At 38.4% G+C, this 20,256-nt stretch carries 24 protein-coding genes; 11 read left to right on the forward strand and 13 right to left on the reverse strand.

Going from position 1 to position 20,256, the window contains the following annotated elements; genetic code table 11:
* Positions 1-16: 16 nt before the first annotated feature.
* From CWB72_RS09040 to CWB72_RS09050, 3 genes are all read left to right on the forward strand, one after another.
* Positions 17-1,642, forward strand: a complete 1,626-nt coding sequence (locus CWB72_RS09040; RefSeq protein ID WP_138630760.1) for a methyl-accepting chemotaxis protein — start codon at positions 17-19, stop codon at positions 1,640-1,642.
* A gap of 128 nt (positions 1,643-1,770) precedes the next feature.
* A complete protein-coding gene (locus CWB72_RS09045) occupies positions 1,771-1,974 on the forward strand; it encodes a hypothetical protein (RefSeq protein ID WP_138630762.1) in 204 nt (67 codons plus the stop codon).
* A gap of 33 nt (positions 1,975-2,007) precedes the next feature.
* Complete coding sequence (locus tag CWB72_RS09050; protein ID WP_138630764.1) at positions 2,008-2,496, forward strand: hypothetical protein; 489 nt, start codon at positions 2,008-2,010, stop codon at positions 2,494-2,496.
* Between the two features lie 42 nt (positions 2,497-2,538).
* Here CWB72_RS09050 and CWB72_RS09055 read toward each other — a convergent pair whose 3' ends face one another.
* Positions 2,539-3,147: a superoxide dismutase gene (locus tag CWB72_RS09055; RefSeq protein ID WP_138630766.1), complete on the reverse strand. Its 609-nt coding sequence runs from the start codon at positions 3,145-3,147 to the stop codon at positions 2,539-2,541.
* Positions 3,148-3,178: 31 nt separating this feature from the next.
* Positions 3,179-3,673: a hypothetical protein gene (locus CWB72_RS09060; RefSeq protein ID WP_138630768.1), complete on the reverse strand. Its 495-nt coding sequence runs from the start codon at positions 3,671-3,673 to the stop codon at positions 3,179-3,181.
* 175 nt (positions 3,674-3,848) lie between these two features.
* Here CWB72_RS09060 and CWB72_RS09065 point away from each other — a divergent pair, with 175 nt between their 5' ends.
* Entirely contained in the window at positions 3,849-4,079 is a 231-nt protein-coding gene (locus CWB72_RS09065; protein WP_138630770.1) for a hypothetical protein, read from the forward strand.
* Positions 4,080-4,096: 17 nt separating this feature from the next.
* On the opposite strand, the gene CWB72_RS09070 is transcribed toward CWB72_RS09065, so the two are convergent.
* Both CWB72_RS09070 and CWB72_RS09075 read right to left on the reverse strand, forming a co-directional pair.
* A complete protein-coding gene (locus tag CWB72_RS09070) occupies positions 4,097-4,729 on the reverse strand; it encodes a LysE family translocator (protein ID WP_138630772.1) in 633 nt (210 codons plus the stop codon).
* Between the two features lie 182 nt (positions 4,730-4,911).
* Positions 4,912-5,673 (reverse strand): isocitrate lyase/PEP mutase family protein, encoded by a 762-nt coding sequence (locus CWB72_RS09075; protein WP_138630774.1) that lies wholly within the window; start codon positions 5,671-5,673, stop codon positions 4,912-4,914.
* A gap of 342 nt (positions 5,674-6,015) precedes the next feature.
* Between CWB72_RS09075 and CWB72_RS09080 the strand changes: the two genes are divergently transcribed.
* Positions 6,016-6,429 carry a VOC family protein gene (locus CWB72_RS09080; protein WP_138568935.1) on the forward strand — a complete coding sequence of 138 codons (414 nt, stop codon included), beginning with the start codon at positions 6,016-6,018 and terminating at the stop codon, positions 6,427-6,429.
* A gap of 20 nt (positions 6,430-6,449) precedes the next feature.
* On the opposite strand, the gene CWB72_RS09085 is transcribed toward CWB72_RS09080, so the two are convergent.
* The 7 genes from CWB72_RS09085 to CWB72_RS09115 form a co-directional block, all read right to left on the reverse strand.
* Positions 6,450-6,917, reverse strand: coding sequence for an HIT family protein (locus CWB72_RS09085; protein WP_249349250.1), 468 nt, complete (start codon positions 6,915-6,917; stop codon positions 6,450-6,452).
* Entirely contained in the window at positions 6,895-7,716 is an 822-nt protein-coding gene (locus tag CWB72_RS09090; RefSeq protein WP_138630776.1) for a hypothetical protein, read from the reverse strand. The genes CWB72_RS09085 and CWB72_RS09090 overlap by 23 nt, the downstream gene beginning before the upstream one ends.
* Positions 7,717-7,743: 27 nt before the next feature.
* The gene (locus CWB72_RS09095) at positions 7,744-8,214 is read right to left on the reverse strand and encodes a GNAT family N-acetyltransferase (protein ID WP_138630778.1); all 471 of its coding nucleotides are present in this window, start codon (positions 8,212-8,214) and stop codon (positions 7,744-7,746) included.
* A gap of 24 nt (positions 8,215-8,238) precedes the next feature.
* On the reverse strand, positions 8,239-8,670 hold the full coding sequence (locus tag CWB72_RS09100) for a MarR family winged helix-turn-helix transcriptional regulator (protein ID WP_138630780.1): 432 nt from the start codon (positions 8,668-8,670) through the stop codon (positions 8,239-8,241).
* A gap of 11 nt (positions 8,671-8,681) precedes the next feature.
* The gene (locus CWB72_RS09105) at positions 8,682-9,152 is read right to left on the reverse strand and encodes a glutathione peroxidase (RefSeq protein WP_130256807.1); all 471 of its coding nucleotides are present in this window, start codon (positions 9,150-9,152) and stop codon (positions 8,682-8,684) included.
* Positions 9,153-9,218: 66 nt separating this feature from the next.
* Complete coding sequence (locus CWB72_RS09110) at positions 9,219-10,175, reverse strand: endonuclease/exonuclease/phosphatase family protein (RefSeq protein WP_171037254.1); 957 nt, start codon at positions 10,173-10,175, stop codon at positions 9,219-9,221.
* A gap of 308 nt (positions 10,176-10,483) precedes the next feature.
* A complete protein-coding gene (locus CWB72_RS09115; RefSeq protein ID WP_130256805.1) occupies positions 10,484-10,915 on the reverse strand; it encodes an Lrp/AsnC family transcriptional regulator in 432 nt (143 codons plus the stop codon).
* 123 nt (positions 10,916-11,038) lie between these two features.
* Between CWB72_RS09115 and CWB72_RS20530 the strand changes: the two genes are divergently transcribed.
* Positions 11,039-11,185: a hypothetical protein gene (locus CWB72_RS20530; RefSeq protein WP_165385624.1), complete on the forward strand. Its 147-nt coding sequence runs from the start codon at positions 11,039-11,041 to the stop codon at positions 11,183-11,185.
* 56 nt (positions 11,186-11,241) lie between these two features.
* On the opposite strand, the gene CWB72_RS09120 is transcribed toward CWB72_RS20530, so the two are convergent.
* Positions 11,242-12,564 (reverse strand): peptidoglycan DD-metalloendopeptidase family protein, encoded by a 1,323-nt coding sequence (locus tag CWB72_RS09120; protein ID WP_171037255.1) that lies wholly within the window; start codon positions 12,562-12,564, stop codon positions 11,242-11,244.
* A 197-nt stretch (positions 12,565-12,761) separates the two neighbouring features.
* Here CWB72_RS09120 and CWB72_RS09125 point away from each other — a divergent pair, with 197 nt between their 5' ends.
* The 4 genes from CWB72_RS09125 to CWB72_RS20535 all read left to right on the forward strand — a co-directional run bounded on the left by CWB72_RS09125 (position 12,762) and on the right by CWB72_RS20535 (position 16,907).
* Entirely contained in the window at positions 12,762-13,208 is a 447-nt protein-coding gene (locus CWB72_RS09125) for a TraR/DksA C4-type zinc finger protein (protein ID WP_212747881.1), read from the forward strand.
* Between the two features lie 36 nt (positions 13,209-13,244).
* Positions 13,245-14,450, forward strand: coding sequence for a zinc metallochaperone GTPase ZigA (zigA, locus tag CWB72_RS09130; protein WP_138630786.1), 1,206 nt, complete (start codon positions 13,245-13,247; stop codon positions 14,448-14,450).
* A 393-nt stretch (positions 14,451-14,843) separates the two neighbouring features.
* Complete coding sequence (gene yjeH / locus CWB72_RS09135) at positions 14,844-16,097, forward strand: L-methionine/branched-chain amino acid transporter (RefSeq protein ID WP_138630788.1); 1,254 nt, start codon at positions 14,844-14,846, stop codon at positions 16,095-16,097.
* Positions 16,098-16,742: 645 nt separating this feature from the next.
* On the forward strand, positions 16,743-16,907 hold the full coding sequence (locus CWB72_RS20535; RefSeq protein WP_171037256.1) for a hypothetical protein: 165 nt from the start codon (positions 16,743-16,745) through the stop codon (positions 16,905-16,907).
* Between the two features lie 216 nt (positions 16,908-17,123).
* On the opposite strand, the gene CWB72_RS09140 is transcribed toward CWB72_RS20535, so the two are convergent.
* A complete protein-coding gene (locus CWB72_RS09140; RefSeq protein ID WP_171037257.1) occupies positions 17,124-18,014 on the reverse strand; it encodes a LytTR family DNA-binding domain-containing protein in 891 nt (296 codons plus the stop codon).
* Between the two features lie 105 nt (positions 18,015-18,119).
* Between CWB72_RS09140 and CWB72_RS09145 the strand changes: the two genes are divergently transcribed.
* A complete protein-coding gene (locus CWB72_RS09145; protein ID WP_138630792.1) occupies positions 18,120-20,189 on the forward strand; it encodes a TonB-dependent receptor plug domain-containing protein in 2,070 nt (689 codons plus the stop codon).
* The last annotated feature ends 67 nt before the right edge of the window (positions 20,190-20,256 follow it).

Consider the following 20,256-nt stretch of genomic DNA (forward strand, 5'->3'; position numbering starts at 1 on the left):
CTCATGCTCATTGACTATGATAAATACATTAACCGTTCAATCTAGACTTATTTTACTCGCTTGTATGCCTATTATTTTGTTTATAGGTGCGACGATTTTTACCTTAAAAGAAGTCAAAATCATCGTTCATGATTTAGATGAGTTATACGACCTTCGTGTCATTCCAATGCAAGAAATCAAAGTCGTTTCTGACGACTACGCTGTCATTATTGTCGACACATTCCACAAGCTTAGAGGTGGGACTGTATCTAAAGAACAAGCCATAGCTGATATTTTAAAAGCACAAGAGGTAGCCCGAAAAAATTGGCAGTTATATCTAAAAAATGTGACAAGTGCAGAAGAGAAAAGGCTTATTAGTTCAGCTGAACAACAACGAGAAAAAGTGGATCAATTGATTGCGCTATATTTATCGGAGATTAGAGAGAGCACTTTTAATTCAAAAGATTATTCATCGTTTGTGGAAGAAGTTTACAACACTTTTGATCCACTCAGCGCAAGTTTTGGTGATTTAATTAACTATCAGGTGAAGCAAGCTCAATTGTTAAAAATAGAAGGGGATGAAGAAGCAGAGAAAGTGGAATTTTCTCTTATTTTTTTGTCGGTTGTTATTGTAGTTGCAATGTCATCAGTAGGCTTCTTAATCTATAAAAGTATCAATGCGCCTTTATCAAAAATGGGCCAAACCATAGAGCAAGTTGTCAGAGATACAGATTTAACCTTACGTGTTGAAGAAAATGGCAACGATGAGTTTAGTAAAATAGCTATAGACTTTAATATGATGATGGACAAATTTAATGCCATGTTAAGTAAAATCTCATCGGCCATTGATTCCTTATCAGGATTATCTTCTCAAGTCGCAAGATCAGGTAGTCAAATAGCTTCTTCAGCCCAAGAGCAAGAACAACAAACAGCAATGATTGCTCAAGCAATTACTGAAATGAGCTCTGCGATTGCTGAAGTATCAGATAGTGCATCTCGTACCGCAACAAATGCTGAAGACGCTGAAAATTTATCGATTGAAGGACAAAAAACCATTGAGGAAAGTATAAGAGCAATTCATGAGCTTGCTGAGTTAGTGGTTAATAATGCGCAGTTAATTAATGAACTGAACAATCAAACAACAGAAATAAATCAAGTAGTAATGATGATCCAAGGTGTTGCTGAACAAACTAACTTGCTAGCTCTAAATGCTGCGATTGAAGCTGCGAGAGCAGGAGATTCAGGTCGAGGCTTTGCGGTAGTTGCGGACGAGGTGAGAACGTTGGCACATAATACTCAAAAGGCCACTGAGAATATAAAAGAGATGATTAGTAAACTACAAACTCAGGCAAATAATGCTGTCTCAGCTATGTCAGATGCTGAAAATAGAGCATCGAAAAGTGTAGAAATGGCCGAGTATTCCTCTCAAAAAATTCAGGCCATCAGTAGCTCAGTAAGTGAAATAGCATCTATGAATATTCAAGTATCAACGGCTACTGAAGAGCAGACTTGTGTAACAAGTGAAATGTCTAATTCAATTGAAGGTTTTAACTCAAGTATTAATGAAATCTCAATGAGTGCCCAAAATAATTCAGTTTCGGGGGAAGAGCTGTCAGATATGGCTGAGCAATTAAAGCAAGAAATAAAACAATTCAAAGTTTGAAAGCATAGAACTTAGTGTCACGGCAACAAACAGAATATAAAAGTTTGCAGCAGGAAAGTTATTGCCTCTACATGACGACTTGAACTCGTTTTTCAGTGTTTTACTAATGATTTTGCATGGTACAAGGCTTGCTAATCCTATCTGAATACTCATCTGTTAATTCAGTTTTACGTTCAGGTTTTGTGATAGCAATGAAAATTCATACCAGTATGTATACCGCTCAAGGCTTTAATCAAGCACATTCGGACTCACAAAACAACAGTCTAAACCAGTATGACTCGTTTGCTAATCAGTTGAATAAATTAAATAAAGTAGAAGAATTTCAGCCGTAATCAGCCGTTGCTCTCTTGACTAAAAACCTTCCATTGTCGAAACAAGCAAAAGCACTCTATAACACAGCCAAAGACAAAGCCTCTGAGCGAGTTGATGATACGTTAAGTGACAGAGAGCGCTCTATCGACACTTATAAAGAAACCATGATAGAGATAATGGAAATGCCAATTGATGTAGAAATATCACCTTCAGAAATCAATGAGGCACTTATCTTCAATAACTTAGGTATTAATTATCTTGAGTATAAAGAACTAAAAGTGCGCATGGAAATGCTATCTTTAACGGAGCAAGATATAGATGAAGACTCAGCATTGCATCGCTCTGATAAAGAGAAGTTAAGAAATATGACCGCTGATTTAAGCGCGCAACTACAACTACAAATTGACGATTTGCTGGCTGGCAAAGACAAGCCTGATGAAGAAAACCAGCGGCTCAATTTTAGTAACCAAATCAATACGCAATTTGAAGACCTTGGCCTAAATGATGTTGATAAATTTGATTTGCTAAAAAGAATGGTGTGATATGTGAGTGCTCCAAGTTGAATGACTTGAAGCACATAACAATTAAATCGCAGCTAAGTATCTGCGTTCTACATCGGCCCAATTAATGACATTGAAAAAGGCATTAATATACTCTGGGCGGCGATTTTGGTACTTCAAGTAGTACGCATGTTCCCATACATCTAAGCCTAAAATAGGCACTAGATTATCCATTAGTGGACTGTCTTGATTGAGTGAACTGGTTACTTGTAGCTCACCTTGCTCGTTCACAACCAACCAAGCCCAGCCGCTACCGAAACGTGTGAGTGCGGCTTTGATGAAAAGTTCTTTGAAAGTGTCAAAGCTACCAAATGTTTTATTGATATCATCGGCTAATTTACCTTCTTGCAGCTGCCCGCCATTTTCAGACATCACTTCCCAAAATAGACTGTGATTATTATGCCCACCAACATGATCTCTCACTGCACCTTGTAGAGAGGCTGGTAGAGTTTGAATGTTTCTTAATAACCACTCGTCACTTTTCTCAGCAAACTCAGTGCCTGCAAGCGCTTCGTTTGCTTTATTTACATAGGTTTGATGATGCAAAGTATGGTGAATTTCCATGGTTTTTGTATCAATGTGTGGCTCTAACGCGTCATATTGATAATTTAGTTTTGGTAGTGAGAATGGCATTAAGCACTCCTTCGGTTTTGATAGATAAAAATTAGTGATAAGTCAGCGATGTGACGGAATATGGTTCAGAGATTTTTTCAAGTTTGTTCAGCAAATTTGGTGATTGAGCAAGGTGCTTTCTAATTGCAAATGAATGATGCTGTAGCTGAGACAAATGTTTTGAGAATAAATAGTGGTTTTCGTCTTGGGTTGTATTCAGTAAACAGTGTCCACAATCACACACCACGTTATAGCCCTCAACTAAGATGTCACATGCAATTTCATGCTTTCCTTGAGCCATAGAAGAGTCGACCAAATTCAAGTACGACACGACGAGTGCTGGTACAAATTGATCAATAACCCAAGATGTAGGTGGCGGTGTATTTGAAGTTATGAAACCACCAATATTAGCTAAGTGTTCTAAGCTATCTTGGTATAATTTGTCTGCAGTAATATAGCGATTGTTTTCGAATGCGCTGTTACCCTCGCATATTGTATTTTGCCAAGTGAGCATAGCTTGCTGGATCAGCGTGTTATTGGTATCCATAAGTAAATATATAAAATGCAATTGAAAATGATTGTTATTTATATTTGATCTTTTCAGCTTTATTGTCAAAGTGAAATTACTTATAGAGTATAATTTTATGTGTAGTAACTTGAATTAAAGGAGGAAGAGCACAATTAAGTTGATTATGTATTAGTCAGAATGTTGGTAAGTTAAAATGGATTTTTTAACCATAGGGTTAAGTGTATTAATTATTTTGCTGTTTGTTTTCTTAGGAAGAAGCGCGACAAAGTGGGCCAAAAAAATGCCCAAAGGCGCTTATTTATTGATGGCGCTCATGCCACTGATTTCATTGTTTCCGATCCCTCCTCCTGCATTTAAAAATGTCGCTAAAGCAAAGCAAGAGCAACCAAAACGTAAAGAGGAAAACGGCGATGATAAGAAATAGTGTAGTTCTGAATGATATTACTTTTGTGTCATAAGCCTTGCCGCTAACCCTAAAAATATGACGCCGAGTAATCCATCTATATGTTTACCCAAGCGAAGTTTATTTCCTAAGTAAGCGCCAATTTTACTAAATCCGAACGAAAATAGTGTGTTACAAGCAAAAGCAATGAGGCTTAGAAAAGTGCCGAGAACGAGAATTTGACCAGTCAGACTTGAGTTGTCAGTGGTAAATTGGGGTAAAAACAAGCTGAAAAACAATAAGGCTTTAGGGTTCAATAAGTTATTCAATAACCCCTTACTCATAAGTTGCATTGGCTTTAATTCAGACACGGTCAAGGGGTTACTAGGCGATGTTTGATTGGCGTACCAAGCTTTAATGAGGTTAATCCCCAACCAAGTCAAATAGAGTGCCCCGATGACTTTTATCGCCATCGCAATTGGTGGCCTTTGTTGCATCAGTTTGCCTAGCCCAAAGGCGACTAGCAAGGTTTGTACTATTCCAGCTAACAATATACCAATCGCAAGCATGAAACCCGCTTTAAAGCCTTTTGAAGATGAGTAAGTTGAAATAAGTAAAAGATCAGGCCCCGGTGAAAGTACAAGCATAACAGAGGCGATAAAAAACAGCGCTAAAATACTCAAATCAATCATTACTTTTCCTTAGAGAATGCACAGCAGTTGCGGCTTATTATTTTTCAAACGGCGCAGTATACATGAATAGTTCAAAGTGATTAAATGGGCGACTAAAATTTAGACAAAAGAGCGTTGAGAAAAACGTATCAAAAAAATTAGAGTGACATTTTACTGATACGAAACCTAAAAGTTTTGACAGTTTAACCTAGCTTTAATGGTTCAAACGAACCTTGTTGCTTTATAGATAACAGAGTATTTTCTAAATGGGCGAGCATATTATCGTACACAAAGTTACCCATAGAAATACGTTTCACACCGAGTTGATGAAGTTGGTCAAAACTTGCAAGCTCCGGCATGCACATTACATTGAGTGGCAAAGAGCAGTTAGCAACTATTTTGCTGATATCATCTGCAGCCGTTAAGCAAGGTAAAAAGATACCATCAGCCCCTGCGCTTTCATATCTACGAATACGTTCTATTGTTTCCGGTAAAGCAGTGGCTGCATCAACGATATAAGTATCTGATCGAACATTGATAAACATCTCAATATTTGAGTCATTCAATTGCACTTTAACTTGCGACAGTTTCTCACTGAAATCATGCATATCAACTAATGTTCTGCAGTCATTTATTAATTGACTGTCTTCGATATTAATACCCACCACCCCTAACTTTGCGAGTTTAGCAATGTTATCGACAATTTCTTGAGGAGTGTCAGCATAACCGGCTTCTATATCCACGCTAAGTGGTAATGTGGTCACTTCTGATATTTGTTTTGCTACCGTCAACAATGTTTCAAAAGGGATGTTCTGACCATCAGTTTTTCCTAATGATGTCGCGATGGCTGCGCTTGATGTACCTAAAGCTTGATAACCAAGTTTTTCGGCGATAAGGGCACTCGCTGCATCCCAGACATTACAAAGTAGAAAGGGAGATTTTTGTTGATGTAGTTCTTTAAACATAATGCGTTCCTAATATGGTTTATTTAATTGCTGGATAAAATATTAGAGATAGGGAGAGATCATTACTCGTCACTTTCGGAACTGAATGTTCGTATTTTTTTAGCTTTTAGCTTTTAGCTTTTAGCTTTTAGCTACTTTCTTCTGCTATTCATCAATTTTATCAATCTCATCAATCGGAAAATTTGCACTTTACCTCAAGTTAACTTGAGCTTTTAAAGTAGCTTCATCAAATCAATAGACAAGAAAATAATCAAAGGATGAAAACAATGAAGCAGACAAGAATAATCGAAAAAATCACGCAACTTTTTAACGCAACCATGGCCAATAAGTAAGGAGCGCATTATGTATTTAGAGCATGTAAATTTAGTCGTCAGCAATATCGAACGTTCATTAAAGTTTTATCAAGCGGCATTTCCACATTGGTTTATTCGCAGCAAAGGTGAGGGGGAGTGGTATGGCAAACAGCGCACTTGGGTACACTTTGGTGATGATTACCATTATTTAGCTATGAGCGACCATGGTGAAGGTAACAATCGCAAATTAGAAGGGCATCAAGTGGGTCTTGCGCACTTTGCCTATGTCGTAAAAAATATTGAGGCGCTTGCAACAAGAATGATAGCGGCGGGGTTCGAGATAGATAAGACAGGCAGTGAACATCCATTTAGAAAAAACCTGTATTTCATAGATCCAGATGGTTTTGAAGTGGAGTTTGTTGAGTACTTATCTGATTTACCACATGAACGAAACTCTGATTAATTTTGTGTAATAGGCATATGTTATATATATGCCTTAATTTTCTGAGCGACTTTTTCTATATGCTCAGGTTCAGCCTTCACTTCAGCGTGCGCTTTTAGACCGTGTAACGACCCAGGAATAATATGAAAATGAAAGTGCGGTACAGTTTGACCAGCGGCATTGCCATTGTGTTGCACAATCGAAGTTCCTTGCACGTTTAGCGCTTGCTCAACGGCCTTACCTACTTTCTGTACCGTTTTCATACAAGCTAATGAAGCTTGATCTGTGAGGTCATAAATGGTTGTGGCAGCTTGCTTTGGAATTACTAAAGCATGCCCTTCTTTTTGCGGCATAATATCCATAAAAGCGAGCGTATAGTCATCTTCAAATAATTTAATACATGGTGCTTCGCCTTTTAAAATTTTCGCAAAAATATTATTTGCTTGGTACTGTTCGTTCATTTCTGCCTCGGTAAAATCACTGGGTTTAATCTTGCTGTTTTCTATCATGAGAATACTTAGAATTTATTACAAGTAGATGCGGTAAATGTATCACCAAGCACTGAGAGGTAATATAAACCATCCAGTTAAAATATCTGACTAGCGGATAAAAGCCTTCACCTTGATTTCCATAAATCCAAAAATTGCCGATGATGGCATCGGCAACAGCTGCCAGAATAAACCCAGTGCCAACCAGTAACTCGTTCTTCGTTGCTTTTAAACCGCCGCAAGACAAGATAAATGCAAAACCAGTAAAGCCAACAACACCAATCAGCATGGCATAAATTCCCGTACTAATTGTGATAAACAAGCCAGTATTTGGTAGGTGCATCATAACCATTGAGATCATACCGACCACACAGCCAGCAATCACAGGGTATCTGATAAAACGTTTATCTTTGCTCTTTAATTCAATGGCACGAATACCAGCGAGCAAAAGTAGGGTGTAGCCAGGTAAAAAGAAATAAATAGAATCGACTAAATAATCATGTTTGATGACGCTTTCATACCGATAGAAGGTTTCGGGAAGATTGAAGTTAGTGACATCGCCCAAAAGGCAAAAACAAAGCGCTAAAAAACTGAGCCATGCGATTTTTATGATAGCGCTGTTTTTAGTATTTCTAAAGACCCACCGTTTTATCATCAAACTATTAATGAGCAACGCAAACAACACCATACTTTCAATGGTTAAGATGATATTTCTTTCTTGACCTTCAATTGACCAAAAGCCCAGTAGTGCTCCTGCAGAGTCGATCAAAGCAATTAAGATAATGCTTGCAGATAAGAAGATTAAGTTATGTTCCTTCATAATTTTAATTATTGTTTTTTCTTATATTTACAGATTTGAGAATTTTTGCCTAGTTACCTTCCCCCAATATGGGTCTGTAAAGTAGTCTTCGCTAAACTGCTCCACTTGATAACAACGCAAAGTTTCTTGCCAGAATTGAGTGGCATAATCAGCACCTGCTATCTGCTTGATTTGCCATTGACCCTTGAATAAGTCAAATAATTTGTGGCTAAACTGCATGCCAAGTTTCTGTTTTCTGAAATAAGGTACGATGTAGAATTCGCATACCTCAAATTCATATTCACTATTTTGTGATATTGCGGCAATGCCTGCGGGTACGTTTTCAACATAACAAACAAAGCCAAAAGTGGACTCATTTAATTGTGTGTCTAATGGAAAAATGCCATTTTCATCGGGGACTTTTCCCACAATTTTTGAAAATTCAGCTTCATACGCCTGAGCCAAATTAAGATAAATATGTTTAATATCAGAGAAAACTTGTTTGACAGTTAGGTTCATAAACGCGCTTTTTTTAATTGAAGGCTATGCTAATTTACCAATTAGTTCGTCTAATAGGCTTTTCAGCTGCTTAGCTTTTTCAATATCGATGCGACTATTCTCAAGTAATTGCAAAGGAATACAAGCGACTTCGCTTTTTAATGCTTGCCCTTTATCCGTCAGTTTGATGATCACTTTACGCTCATCAAACTCGCTTCTTGCTCTTTCTAATAATTCGGCAGTCTGCATTCTTTTCAGTAGTGGTGTCAAAGTATTGCTGCTTAGCATGGCTTTGTCACCAATATCACTCACAGTTAAACCATCTTGTTCCCAAAGGATCAATAAAACAATATATTGCGGATAAGTTAGGCCATGGGCTTCAAGTAAAGGCTGGTAAAGACGCGTTACCAGCCTAGATGCGGCATAAAGCGGAAAGCACAACTGATTTTCTAATCTAAGTAAATCATCGTTTTGCATGTTGATACTCTTTACAGCAGCTTTTCAATCTTTTTAGCGATTGCTTGCGGTTTAGTTACTGGCGCAAAGCGGTTTTCAACTTCTCCATGACGATTAATCAAAAACTTTGTGAAATTCCATTTAATGTTTTTGCCAAAGAAGCCTGTTTTTTTTGATTTTAAGTATTGATATACCGGGTGAGCATCTTTTCCATTTACATCGACTTTTTCGCTAATTAAAAAGTCTACACCATAGTTAATTAAACACCCTTGTTGAATGGTACTTGCATCACCTGGTTCTTGATTGCCAAATTGGTTACAGGGGAAGCCAATAATCACAAGCCCTTTGTCTGCGTATTCTTCATGAAGCTTTTGCAAGCCTTCATATTGATAAGTAAAACCACATTCACTTGCGGTATTAACGATCAATACAACTTTATCTTTTAGGTCAGAGAAGTTAATTGGTTTGCCTTGTAAGCTTGTCGCTTTTAAATCATAAAACATAAATTGAGCACCTTGTTATTTTTTATTGTGCAAGACTATATCGTGCGCGATAAAAAAGATCAAACGCTAATCAATTAAAAATATTTTGTAATCTAGTGCTAGGTGATCACTACCCGGTAAAGAGTGAGTTTTGAATTGATAGACCTTAACGCTTTTACTCGTCAAACAATGATCTATCGGCAAACCTGTTAACCATCCATATGGATGTAGGTATTTAGATGCATGCCAAGATACATACATATCTGTTTGTTGATAGCAAGGGGTTATTTGGTGATGATGAGGGAAATGACTTGACCAAGGTGTTGTATTAAAGTCACCGGCAACCAGAATATGCTTGCTACTAGCGAGTTCAACTAGAGGTTGCACACTACCTAATAACACATTGCGTTTTTGCCATTTATCTGGGGAACGCGGTGAGGGGGGATGTAATAAAATGAGGTCGAGCTTTTGATTTGGCAATTGCAAAGTTAAAGTAATTACAGAGCCTTTTATCGGTAAAATCTTATGCTTTTTTATATTAGAAAGTGGGTATTTACTGATTATTCCCATGCCATCAGGAAAGCTGTCATAGTCATCATCGCCAAACGTATAACGTTTATCTGCTATTTCAACAAATAGTGGCTTTTGTTTTTGGTTAAATTCGTAAAAAAGATATAAGTCGGCACCAAGTTCAATGAGTTCTTCAACCGCAGTTCGAAGCAATGGGTTGTAGTAACTTAAATTTGCCTGCACTACATGCAGCTTGTGGGAGGTGTCTAAATATCCTGATGATAGAGGCACTTTATTACTAAACCACCAAAGGTGACTACTGGCAAAAATAATGATTGAGAGAAAAGCTGATAGAACCCCTAATTTGACCGACTTTAGCAGCAATGGAATGCAAAAAAACAGCGCCAATATAAAGAAGTGAAGTTGAAAGTTACTTAGTAAGTCGAGCAGGTAATAGTCGCCACTTAGCGCCACTAAAGGCAGTAAGATGAGGGCGAGTAAAATCAGTTCAATGAGCAGTAAAATGAATAACAACGCATCACCAAGTCGCGTGTCTACATAGATAAATTTTAGTTCAGGTGAGACAAAAATGAGAAATTTTGGTCGTTTATAGTCTAATATGAGCGCTTATACTTATCCTCTTTACTTGGAGGCATAGAATACTTTTCGATAGCACCACGCATGCGTTTTGACATCGCCTAGGTATCTATATAGATAGAGCAAAAATTTTGCGATTTAGTTATTCTGAATAAGAAGACTCAAACGAGGCTAATGTCAGTTTTAGTTTCTAAAATGATTAAGTATCATTAAATGTTGGGATTAATCTAAGAGTTTTTTGAGCGTTATCCAGCTCGGTTATCAATCCACTCACTCATCACCACATGGGTTTTTATCTTCACAAAATCAGGCTGGGCGTCGAGGTGTTCACGAATTTCATGCAAGCGCTGCATTGACTCTGCTTGAACAAAGACCAACAAATCCATATCACCCGTGATCCCACGGCAGGTGACCACTTCTGGAATTGCCTGAAACAAAGGCACGACTTCAGAACAACGCGCGCATTGATGTTGAATTTCAAAGTATGCAGAGACACCAGCCTTTTGTGATTCACTCAGCAAAACTTGATAACCACGGATGACACTTTGTTGTTCTAATTTTTTTATACGTTCAGTGACTGCAGAGCGAGATAAGCTGACAATATCGGCAATGGCAGACACACTTTGCCGCGCATTTTTCTTTAGTTCTGCAATGATAAGTTTGTCGAATTTATCCATATTACATTTATAAATTGTTTATATTCAGCCTGATTTAAGTGTAAATCATACAGCTTCCTAGAATTTATAAACAAGTTAATTAATTTAACTTACTAAAAGTGTTGCTAGTAGTAAGACATATTAATGTATAGTTTTTTGCTTGAGAAAGTATTAGGCAAATATTTAGACGGACAATATTTACCGCTAGATCCAAACAAAGACAAGCGTTTGATCCGATTTATTAAAAAGCATATGGAGATTGATAAGCTCGCTTTATCGGATGAGCTTTAAATAAAAAGTTATCTTCTGATATCGAGCTAGGGTGAATAGTAAGTTCAACTAACACTTTAATCTGTCAACATGGTTTCGTGCGCTTTGTTTATTTCAGGATCAAGTAAACTATCAAGCATATTAGTTCGCATAGAAACCAGCTTTAAGAACGCGGTTTTGTCGCTTTTGGTTAATGAGCAGGTTAGTGGAATTTTGGCTTTCAATGGATCAACAGGTCTACCATTCATGTGCAGTTCAAAGTGCAGATGTGGACCTGTTGAACGGCCTGTGTTGCCTGAAAGCGCTATTATTTGTCCACGTTTTATTGACTGACCTTTATGGACATTGATCTTATGTAAATGCAAATATCGTGTTTTGTACCTACTACTGTGTTTAATATCTATATATTTTCCAGCGAATTTATGATTGCCTATTCTTGTTACAACTCCATCGCCAGTAGAAATGACTTTAGTACCGATGGGCGTGGCAAAATCTATCCCATTATGAGGCCTAATACGACCTGTAACAGGGTGCTTTCTTTTGGGATTAAAATGAGAGCTTACCCTATACGATTTTTGTAGCGGCAACCTTCTAAATGCTCTTGTTAAGCTATGACCCTGCTTGTCATAAAAACGCCCATCATTAAATAAAAAAGCAGTGTATTCATTGGTCTTTTGTTGGAACCTTGCACTGACAATGTGGGCTTGTCCAGTAGGATTGCCATCAACAAATTGTTCATTTTTGATTATTTGAAACTTATCGCCTCTTCGTAGAGCGCGAGTAAAGTTGATCTGTTCCTTAAATATGTTAGTAACTACAGCTGCATCAGCTTCAGTCAACCCAGCTTTTTGTGCAGAGAGGTAAAAACTACCATTTACTTCACCACTAATGAGTCTTGTACGCCACTCGCCATCTTGAATTAATGTTTCATACTCTATGCCACCATCTCCAGCACGGCGATAAATGATACGATGACCAGCATGAACGAATAACTCTAACTCCTGTAATTCATGATTTTTAGTAAGATACTTAAAAATAAGCACATTATTTGGCTTGAGCGTCTCTAGTGCCAATATAGATTCATCAGCACTCAGGATTTCATAAAGTGTGTGTTGTGAAATATTTAAGCGCTCAAATATAGCGCTCAGTGTATCCCCCACAGAAATAACCACTTCAGCATGTTGATATTCGGGTTCTGAACTTACTTTAAAAGAAGCAGTTTCACCTTGCTCAGCAAGATCAGTAACTTGATCTGAGATTAAGTTAGTTTTGGCTGTTATGACTGCATCAATATCTGTTTGTTTGTCTGCGACTAAGTGATCTTTCGTAGACTCAAGACTAATCAACCAAGCGAGCATTAAAGTCGAAACGACAATTGCTACCGAGTGTTTTCTTGACAATTTGGATAACAGCCCAAAAAAGATAAATTTAGTTTTTTGCATTAAATCATTCATTTATATCTTAAACACAGTGGCTTTCTAGAAATAGCAAAGCTCAATCAGTCCCATTGACGAGCTTGATAAAAATAGGCGGTGAACAAACAAACTGATCACCCATTTTGTTGCGTTATAATATAACAATCAATCAGGAGGTTAACATGCAAGATATAAATAAAGTGTATGGTGCTTTATCAATACAAGAGATAAAAGCGGCACCTCAGTCAGATTATATGAATGAGCAACAGCTTTCATTCTTTCGAAATTACTTAATTGAGCTTCATGACATAACGCGAGAACACATTAGAGAAGCTAAGGAACAATTACTTAATCGTCCTGAGCTTACAGACATAAGTGATAGGGCATCCTGGGAAGAGCAATGTGCCATTCTGATGAGGATTGTAGATAGAGAGCAGCGTTTACTTCCTAAGATCCAAGAATCTTTAGAGCGCATTAGGCTGGGAGAATATGGCTATTGTGAAGAAAGTGGGGAGCCAATTGGTATAGAAAGGCTCTTAGCAAGGCCGACAGCAGAATATTGTGCAGATGTAAAACAAACAAAAGAGCTTACAGAGCATGCTTATGCAAAGATTCGAGAAGAATCCTAACCTACTAAAGCACTTGTAACTTGGGGCGAAAGTACAATGTTAAACTCAACAAACTTATTACCTGTAACTGTTTTATCAGGATTTCTTGGTGCAGGTAAAACCACATTACTCAACTATATCTTAAACAATCGTGACGGTTTACGAGTCGCTGTAATAGTGAATGATATGAGTGAAGTCAACATTGATGTGGCAATGGTACAAAACGAAGTCAGTTTGAACCGAGCTGAAGAAAAGCTCGTTGAAATGAGCAATGGATGTATCTGTTGTACTCTTCGAGAAGATTTACTAGAGGAAGTTACTCGCTTAGCTAAATCTGATAAATATGATTACCTTGTTATCGAGTCAACAGGTATTTCAGAGCCTTTACCTGTTGCCGAAACGTTTACCTTCGAGGACGAAGATGGCATAAGTTTATCAAACGTCGCCAAGTTAGATACTATGGTTACGGTTGTCGATGCTGTTAATTTTTTAAAGGACTACAATCAGGCAAAATCTTTGCAAGAAGTTGGTGAAAGCCTTGGTGAGGAAGACGAACGAAGTGTTGCTGATCTACTGATTGAGCAGATAGAGTTTGCAGACAGACTCGTGATCAGTAAGACAGATTTAGTGAGTGCCGAAGAGCTCAAACAACTACAAAGTATTTTAAGTAGTTTGAATACAGAGGCAACTCAAATCCCAATCACACATGGCCAAATTCCATTAAAACAAATTTTAAATACCAACAGTTTTAGCTTTGAAAAAGCGCAGCAAGCTCCTGGCTGGCTCAAAGAAATGCGTGGTGAGCATGTGCCTGAAACAGAAGAATTCGGAATAACTAGTTTTAGTTATTGTCGTAGGCGTCCATTTCATCCGAAGCGATTCTATGATTTTTTACATGCAAACGACAAAGCAGGAAAACTATTGCGCTCAAAAGGCTTTTTTTGGTTAGCAACCCGACCTAACATTGCTGGCAGTTGGAGCCAAGCTGGCGGCATCGCTCGATATGGTCAGGCAGGTTTATTCTGGTTTGCGGTACCTCGTGAAGAGTGGCCTGAAGATCCTGAATATGTTTCTGCAATTGAAGCGCAATGGGTTGAACCCTATGGCGATAGACGCCAAGAGCTGGTTTTCATTGGACAAGGTTTAGATAAAGCCGAACTCATCAATAAACTAGATGAGTGCCTATTGAGCGACGAGGAATTGCAATTAGGCATAGATATTTGGAAATCCTTGCCGGATCCATTTCCAGCTTGGCTTGAATAAACTATCCAACGAACTAGCTCAACAAGGAGCTAGTTCAAATTAAACAGACATCACACTTTCTTTTAATTACTCACCCATTAAACCTATTTATTCATATCAGACATATACTCTAAAGAGGATTACATACTTGCTTTGGGCAAAGTTCTAACGATGCTGGTCTTTCAAAAAATGTTATTCAACAAAGCTAAGTTAATTTGAGTTTTATTAAAGAAAACCATGTACTCAGTGACTGACGTAAAAATATTCGATTAAGAACATCATAATCAAATTGCAGGTATTTTGCAGGAAAACCGTCATTTTGACGGTTTGATGTGCTGAAAGTGGGTGATATTGCGCAGAATGCAATGAAGAACATTTATATACTAGCCCCATAATAACAATGGGTAACGAGAAATGAAAACAGAAAAACAAGGTATAGGGCGCTGGCAAGGGGCGGGCATGATGGCCACCACTTTGTTGGGCACTGGGGTATTTATATTGCCACAATTAACTGTGGCACAAGCAGAATTTAGTGCGCTCTATGCTTGGATACTATTAACTCTGGCAATTGTGCCGGTCACGCTGATTTTTGGTAAATTGGCCGCACGTTTTGCCCATGCGGCAGGGCCAGCTTATTTTGTCGAAAAAGCATTTGGCAATGTTGCAGGCCGAGTGATTGGCTTAATGTTTATGTGTGTGGTGCCAATTGGCGCACCTGCTGCCATTGTCATGACCTTTATGTTTGTGCAACAAATTGTGCCAGTACAAGGGCAAGCTTTACTCTTAGGTCAGCTTTCTACTTTATTGTTTTTATGGCTAATAAATTTACGTGGTATTCAAGTGTCGGCCAAATTACAATTTGCGCTTACGCTGATCATTTTAGCTTTGGTGATCTTACTATTTGGCAAAAGTAATCCAACTGCGGTCAATTTTAACTCCAGCTCATTTGATACCTATGCCATGCTAGGTGCTGCGGGGATCGCATTTTGGAGCTTCTTAGGTGTCGAGGCAATGTCGCACCTGTCAGATGACTTTAGAAACCCAGAAAAAGACATGATCCCAGCGATGCTCATCGGCACAGTATTAGTTGGCGCAGTGTATGTGGCCTGTACCTTATTAGTCATCGCCTATCCGAACAATGAGTCACTCAGCATGGTTGGGCTGTTCAATGCGTTCTTCGACGAATTATTTGGTCACAACGGTCATTATATTATCGGTGTATTAGGCGTCGCTGGTGGACTGGCAACCGTTAACGTGTATACCGCAAGCCTAGCTCGATTGATCTGTAGTTTCTCAGAGCAGGGCGTATTACCAAGCTATTTGTCAAAGCGAAACGAATTTAATGTGCCTTTAAGCGCGCTCACCACGCTTATGCTGGTCATTGCACTGGTTTTAATCGTCACATTTTACAGCCAACAAGACCTAGAAGACTTAATTAACTGGGTGAACGGTGTGTTTGTTGTGATTTACGCTGCGGCCATGTTAGCAGCATGGCGATTACTAAGTGTTAAAAACCGCCCTATGATTTTACTCGGTCTAGGGTTTTGCATAGCACTTGCCATCGGCATAGGCGCTCACATGATCTATGCATTTATTTTGATGGCTGTGATCACCCCATTTGTGATGCTGCAAAAACGAAAGCAGCTTACTAAAGTGAGTAGTGCTTAGCTGTGGGTTTGGTGTTTAGTAATATTTAAAGTGATAAAGGCATGAGGTGGGAGTTTCGTGCTTTTTGTGGTTGGTTTTATTAGTGCCTATTTGAAAAAGTGAAACTCTTCGGTGGGCATGATTAAAGCGGTTTAGTTGTGAGCTTACACAATGAAAAAATTTTGTGTGTATATGAAGAAGTATTCAATTTGTCTAATAACATTATCACTGAGTGTCTTACCGAACTTTCTTAACTAAACAAAATTGAACACTATAAATGCTTTTTTACAGTGAAACTTTTACTCCAGCTTAAATTAGCAATTAAATAATCTTACTGAACACGTGGAATGCTAAATTTGGAAGTCTTTAGTTACAAATATTTTTTAGTAACACATTGAATTTTATTTATATTTTTATTAAATATTAAATTCATAAACTCTTCATTGCCATTAACCTCAGTATTTTCCATTCTGCATGAAGCTACTTTCTGAGATACTAAATTAAACACTAAAGAGTGCTTAATTAGTCCTTGTAGCTATCTGAATGTTTGGCAAATTTTACTGGTAATTTCACCTGTAACAATTCGGGTTTGAGTACTCTACTTAAACCATGAATATGTCCAATAATTATTTAGATGTAATTTTAAAATTAAACAAGGAAATGAAGATGAAACTTAAAATTAAGAAAAGTAAAATTAAAAACTTATCAAAAAATGAAAAAGCATTGCCTCTAAATGCAACTCCTCAAGTTGCGGGAGCAGGTACAAACTATATCAGCCAGGCAAATGTTGTAGGTGGCAGTTGTGGTTGGCTAGGATGTGTCCAAGCGTAAATCAAATTTGTTCAAGTAATATCTGATATTTCGATTTTAAATTGGGAGTTACCATTTTTATTTAGATGTTAAATAAATCAGATAACTCCTATTTAAAACACAAACGATTCTATGCCCGCTTTTAAGGTGGGCTATTTTCGTTAGGCCATTGCGACCTTAAAATAACCTCATACTAGATTTGCTTACTAAATCTATCTGTCTAAACTAACCCAAAGGCTACTCAAACCACCCCTTCACCTTCTTCATATTCGTTCGACTCACTGGCACTTTATCTTGATTCGATAACACCAATTCGCCCTCGCGATTTTTTCTGAGTAACTTTTCTGCATGATTGGGGTTTACCCAATAACTACGGTGGGTTTGTCCTTCGCCTAGCTTTGGGCCGATGTCTGAAAGTGCTTCAATGGCATCTTTTAAGTTGTATAAGATCAGGTGTTGTTCTTGCTCTGTAACGACTTTCAAATAATGTAGTTCTGCTTTTAGGCAAATGAGTGAGTCTATGTTGTCTATTTTTGCGATTTTTAAAAAGTCATTCTCTGGCTGTGTAGCGGAATTATCTTGTGGTTCAACTGTAGGCTCTGCAGATTCAGAGTTAATCGATACAGGCTCAATCGTCACGTTTTTATTTTTATTAGCAATACTATCAAAGGTTTGAAGTGTTTCTTTTGATGATGGGGTTGTGTTTTCAGTACGTTTGATCTGAAAGCCACTTAACCAAGGTAAGTTTATCGCCACCCATGAAATGAGTGCTACAGGCGCCATATTTTGCCACTCTTCAAATAGCGCATATAGGGTATAAGCTGTTTCTTGCTCTATATATACGTCGCGTAACAAAGAAAATGGCACATAGACAGTCACCGCAATGACTGAGTTGATAGTTAATTTAATCAGATCGTTCTGTCTTGCTAATACGCCTTTCATTAAGTTGTGTGTGGCAATAAAAAACGACAAACAAGAAAATACTTGCACCTGCCAAACGACGAAATTTAGCCAATAAGGTAAGACATTGTCATCATCTGAGATACTTAAAAGGCAAGCTAGAAAAAAGCCAATACTGGCAAAATAACGCCAAGGGCTAATGGTGCCAATTGGAAATTGCCCATTCATACAAAAAACTGCCCATTCATACATAAATCAATAGCTTAATTAAACCAGAAAGCAGCATCAGCGTAAATTACTGACATTAAATAAACGCATATAAAGGATGCAAAAATGACTTTTATTAAATCTACTCTGGCTATTTTGGTTACTGCACTGTCGACTAAAACTGCTGCTAATACGATGAACAATCAAGACGAACAAAAAATGATAGAAAGTATTACAGTGGTGGCCACTAAGCCTGATGGCATAAAAATCAGTTCAGGTAAATTACTGTCTTTACCAGGCACTGGAAATGACCCACTAAAAGGGCTTGAAGCATTACCGGGTGTGGTATTAGCAACGCCCAGTACAGGTGGCCCAGTCGCACAGCCTGCCATTCGCGGCAGCTCTGTGAGTGACAATCTATATTTAACTGACGGGCTTGAGATGGGCTATGTGTTTCATAATGATGGGATCAGTGTTTACAACCCCTTGCTGATAGAAAGCTTTGAGTTAAAAACAGGTGCGTGGTCGAGCCAATACGCCAATGCAAATGGCGGTGTGATTTTAACTGAGCTGAGAGATCCCGATGCAGATAACCCAACCAATGTTTTAGATTTAAGTTTTTTTAGAAGTGGCTTTTTGTACGAGCAAGCCGTTGCAAACAATGCAGCTTTTTATGTGTCTTTTAGAGAGAGCTTAGTGCATACCTATGTCGATAACTTTATTGAGGACGAAGACTTCTCTTTTGCGGTGCCACCTCGAAATCGAGACTACCAAGCCAAACTGATTTGGGATTTAGACGACAACAATGTGATCAGAGCGACCGCCAGTGGTGCGAAAGATTACATCGAGATAGCCTTCGATGCGGATGGCAGAGACATAGGCAAAAACCCAGATTTGGCATCGGGCGAACGTTATCAAACGTATTTTCATAGCCAAGCAATCAGTTGGCAGAATTTTAATGGTGATTTTGAAACAACCACTAGCTTAAATTTACTGACGCAAAACCAACAAGAGCGAGAAGGAGATGTGTTTCGATGGGATGCAGACATCACCAAAGTGATCTTAAAGGCTGACAGTCAGTATCAAGGCGAAGACGTTGACGTGCTATTTGGCGCAAAGGTGCAATCGACAGAAGTCGATTATGTCAGTAGTGGGCGTCTATTACCTTGTAACTTAGAGTTTGAAGTGTGCCCACCGAGTTATTTTAGCGATATGTTTGCTGAAGAAGGCACATTAAAATTTGAGCAATATCATGCTTATGTTTCGGCGAATGGTGACTTAAGTGCAAATTGGGACTACCAAGTGGGGGTTGCGCTACTTGGCACTAATAACAACAGTCAAACTTATCTGGAGCCACGTGCACGTTTGGGGTATCGATTAAACGACGCACATAAATTGAATTTAAGCGCTGGTATACACCATACACTGATTGATGATTATCAATACCTTATTGAAGGCTATGGTAATACTGAGCTCGAAGCCAGTGAGGCAACTCATTTTGTACTCAATCTTGAATCGACCCTTGATGACGGGTTGAGTATGAAAACAGAGCTGTTCTATAAAGAGCTTGATAACCTTGTAGTCGCAAACCCGAATGCGCAAAAGCGTTCATTAGCTCAAGATGTGTCTGGTTTTACTCGATTTGAAGATGTCGCCAGTGGCACAGCCTACGGCATTGAGCTTTTGGTGAATAAGCAGCTTTCAGATGACTGGTTTGGTTGGGCGAGCATTGCCTACAGTAAAACTGAGCGAGACAACCCGCTGACGCAGCAAAAATTTAACTCTGAATTTGATTTGCCTTGGGTGGCAAATATCGTACTTGACTATAAGTGGGACGAAAATTGGCAAATAGGCGCGAAGTGGCGCTTCCAAAGTGGCCGAAGATACACGCAAGTGAATTCTGCAACGCCTTACGTTGAACCGAATAGCGCGACCAACGAGCCATTGTTCTATGTGCCAAGCTACGGCGAGTTTAACGCTGAACAGTGGGGTAACTATCATCGGTTAGATATTCGCGCAGACTATAAAACCGAGTGGTTTTGCCTAGACACCAACTTGTATATCGAAGTGTTAAACGTATATGGCTCTAGAGCAGTGCAGGAGCTCGAATATAACGCGGCTTACACTGAGTTTGAAAAAGACTATCAATTTCCCGATATGCCGCTGCCATCAATTGGGATCAGTATGACTTTTTAAAGACACCTGTCATTTTAAAAAGATGTTAAAAAGAGGCTTAATTGCCTCTTTTTTATTCTGTTAAAGT

The organism is Pseudoalteromonas phenolica, assembly GCF_005886345.1.
Taxonomy (GTDB): domain Bacteria; phylum Pseudomonadota; class Gammaproteobacteria; order Enterobacterales; family Alteromonadaceae; genus Pseudoalteromonas; species Pseudoalteromonas phenolica_A.

Coding starts and splice junctions, on each gene's coding strand:
- CWB72_RS09040 (WP_138630760.1), top strand. CDS start 17: ATGATAAATACATTAACCGTTCAATCTAGACTTATTTTACTCGCTTGT.
- CWB72_RS09055 (WP_138630766.1), bottom strand. CDS start 3,147: ATGCCATTCTCACTACCAAAACTAAATTATCAATATGACGCGTTAGAG.
- CWB72_RS09060 (WP_138630768.1), bottom strand. CDS start 3,673: ATGGATACCAATAACACGCTGATCCAGCAAGCTATGCTCACTTGGCAA.
- CWB72_RS09065 (WP_138630770.1), top strand. CDS start 3,849: ATGGATTTTTTAACCATAGGGTTAAGTGTATTAATTATTTTGCTGTTT.
- CWB72_RS09070 (WP_138630772.1), bottom strand. CDS start 4,729: ATGATTGATTTGAGTATTTTAGCGCTGTTTTTTATCGCCTCTGTTATG.
- CWB72_RS09075 (WP_138630774.1), bottom strand. CDS start 5,673: ATGTTTAAAGAACTACATCAACAAAAATCTCCCTTTCTACTTTGTAAT.
- CWB72_RS09080 (WP_138568935.1), top strand. CDS start 6,016: ATGTATTTAGAGCATGTAAATTTAGTCGTCAGCAATATCGAACGTTCA.
- CWB72_RS09085 (WP_249349250.1), bottom strand. CDS start 6,917: ATGATAGAAAACAGCAAGATTAAACCCAGTGATTTTACCGAGGCAGAA.
- CWB72_RS09090 (WP_138630776.1), bottom strand. CDS start 7,716: ATGAAGGAACATAACTTAATCTTCTTATCTGCAAGCATTATCTTAATT.
- CWB72_RS09095 (WP_138630778.1), bottom strand. CDS start 8,214: ATGAACCTAACTGTCAAACAAGTTTTCTCTGATATTAAACATATTTAT.
- CWB72_RS09100 (WP_138630780.1), bottom strand. CDS start 8,670: ATGCAAAACGATGATTTACTTAGATTAGAAAATCAGTTGTGCTTTCCG.
- CWB72_RS09105 (WP_130256807.1), bottom strand. CDS start 9,152: ATGTTTTATGATTTAAAAGCGACAAGCTTACAAGGCAAACCAATTAAC.
- CWB72_RS09115 (WP_130256805.1), bottom strand. CDS start 10,915: ATGGATAAATTCGACAAACTTATCATTGCAGAACTAAAGAAAAATGCG.
- CWB72_RS20530 (WP_165385624.1), top strand. CDS start 11,039: ATGTATAGTTTTTTGCTTGAGAAAGTATTAGGCAAATATTTAGACGGA.
- CWB72_RS09125 (WP_212747881.1), top strand. CDS start 12,762: ATGCAAGATATAAATAAAGTGTATGGTGCTTTATCAATACAAGAGATA.
- zigA (WP_138630786.1), top strand. CDS start 13,245: ATGTTAAACTCAACAAACTTATTACCTGTAACTGTTTTATCAGGATTT.
- yjeH (WP_138630788.1), top strand. CDS start 14,844: ATGAAAACAGAAAAACAAGGTATAGGGCGCTGGCAAGGGGCGGGCATG.
- CWB72_RS20535 (WP_171037256.1), top strand. CDS start 16,743: ATGAAACTTAAAATTAAGAAAAGTAAAATTAAAAACTTATCAAAAAAT.
- CWB72_RS09140 (WP_171037257.1), bottom strand. CDS start 18,014: ATGAATGGGCAATTTCCAATTGGCACCATTAGCCCTTGGCGTTATTTT.
- CWB72_RS09145 (WP_138630792.1), top strand. CDS start 18,120: ATGACTTTTATTAAATCTACTCTGGCTATTTTGGTTACTGCACTGTCG.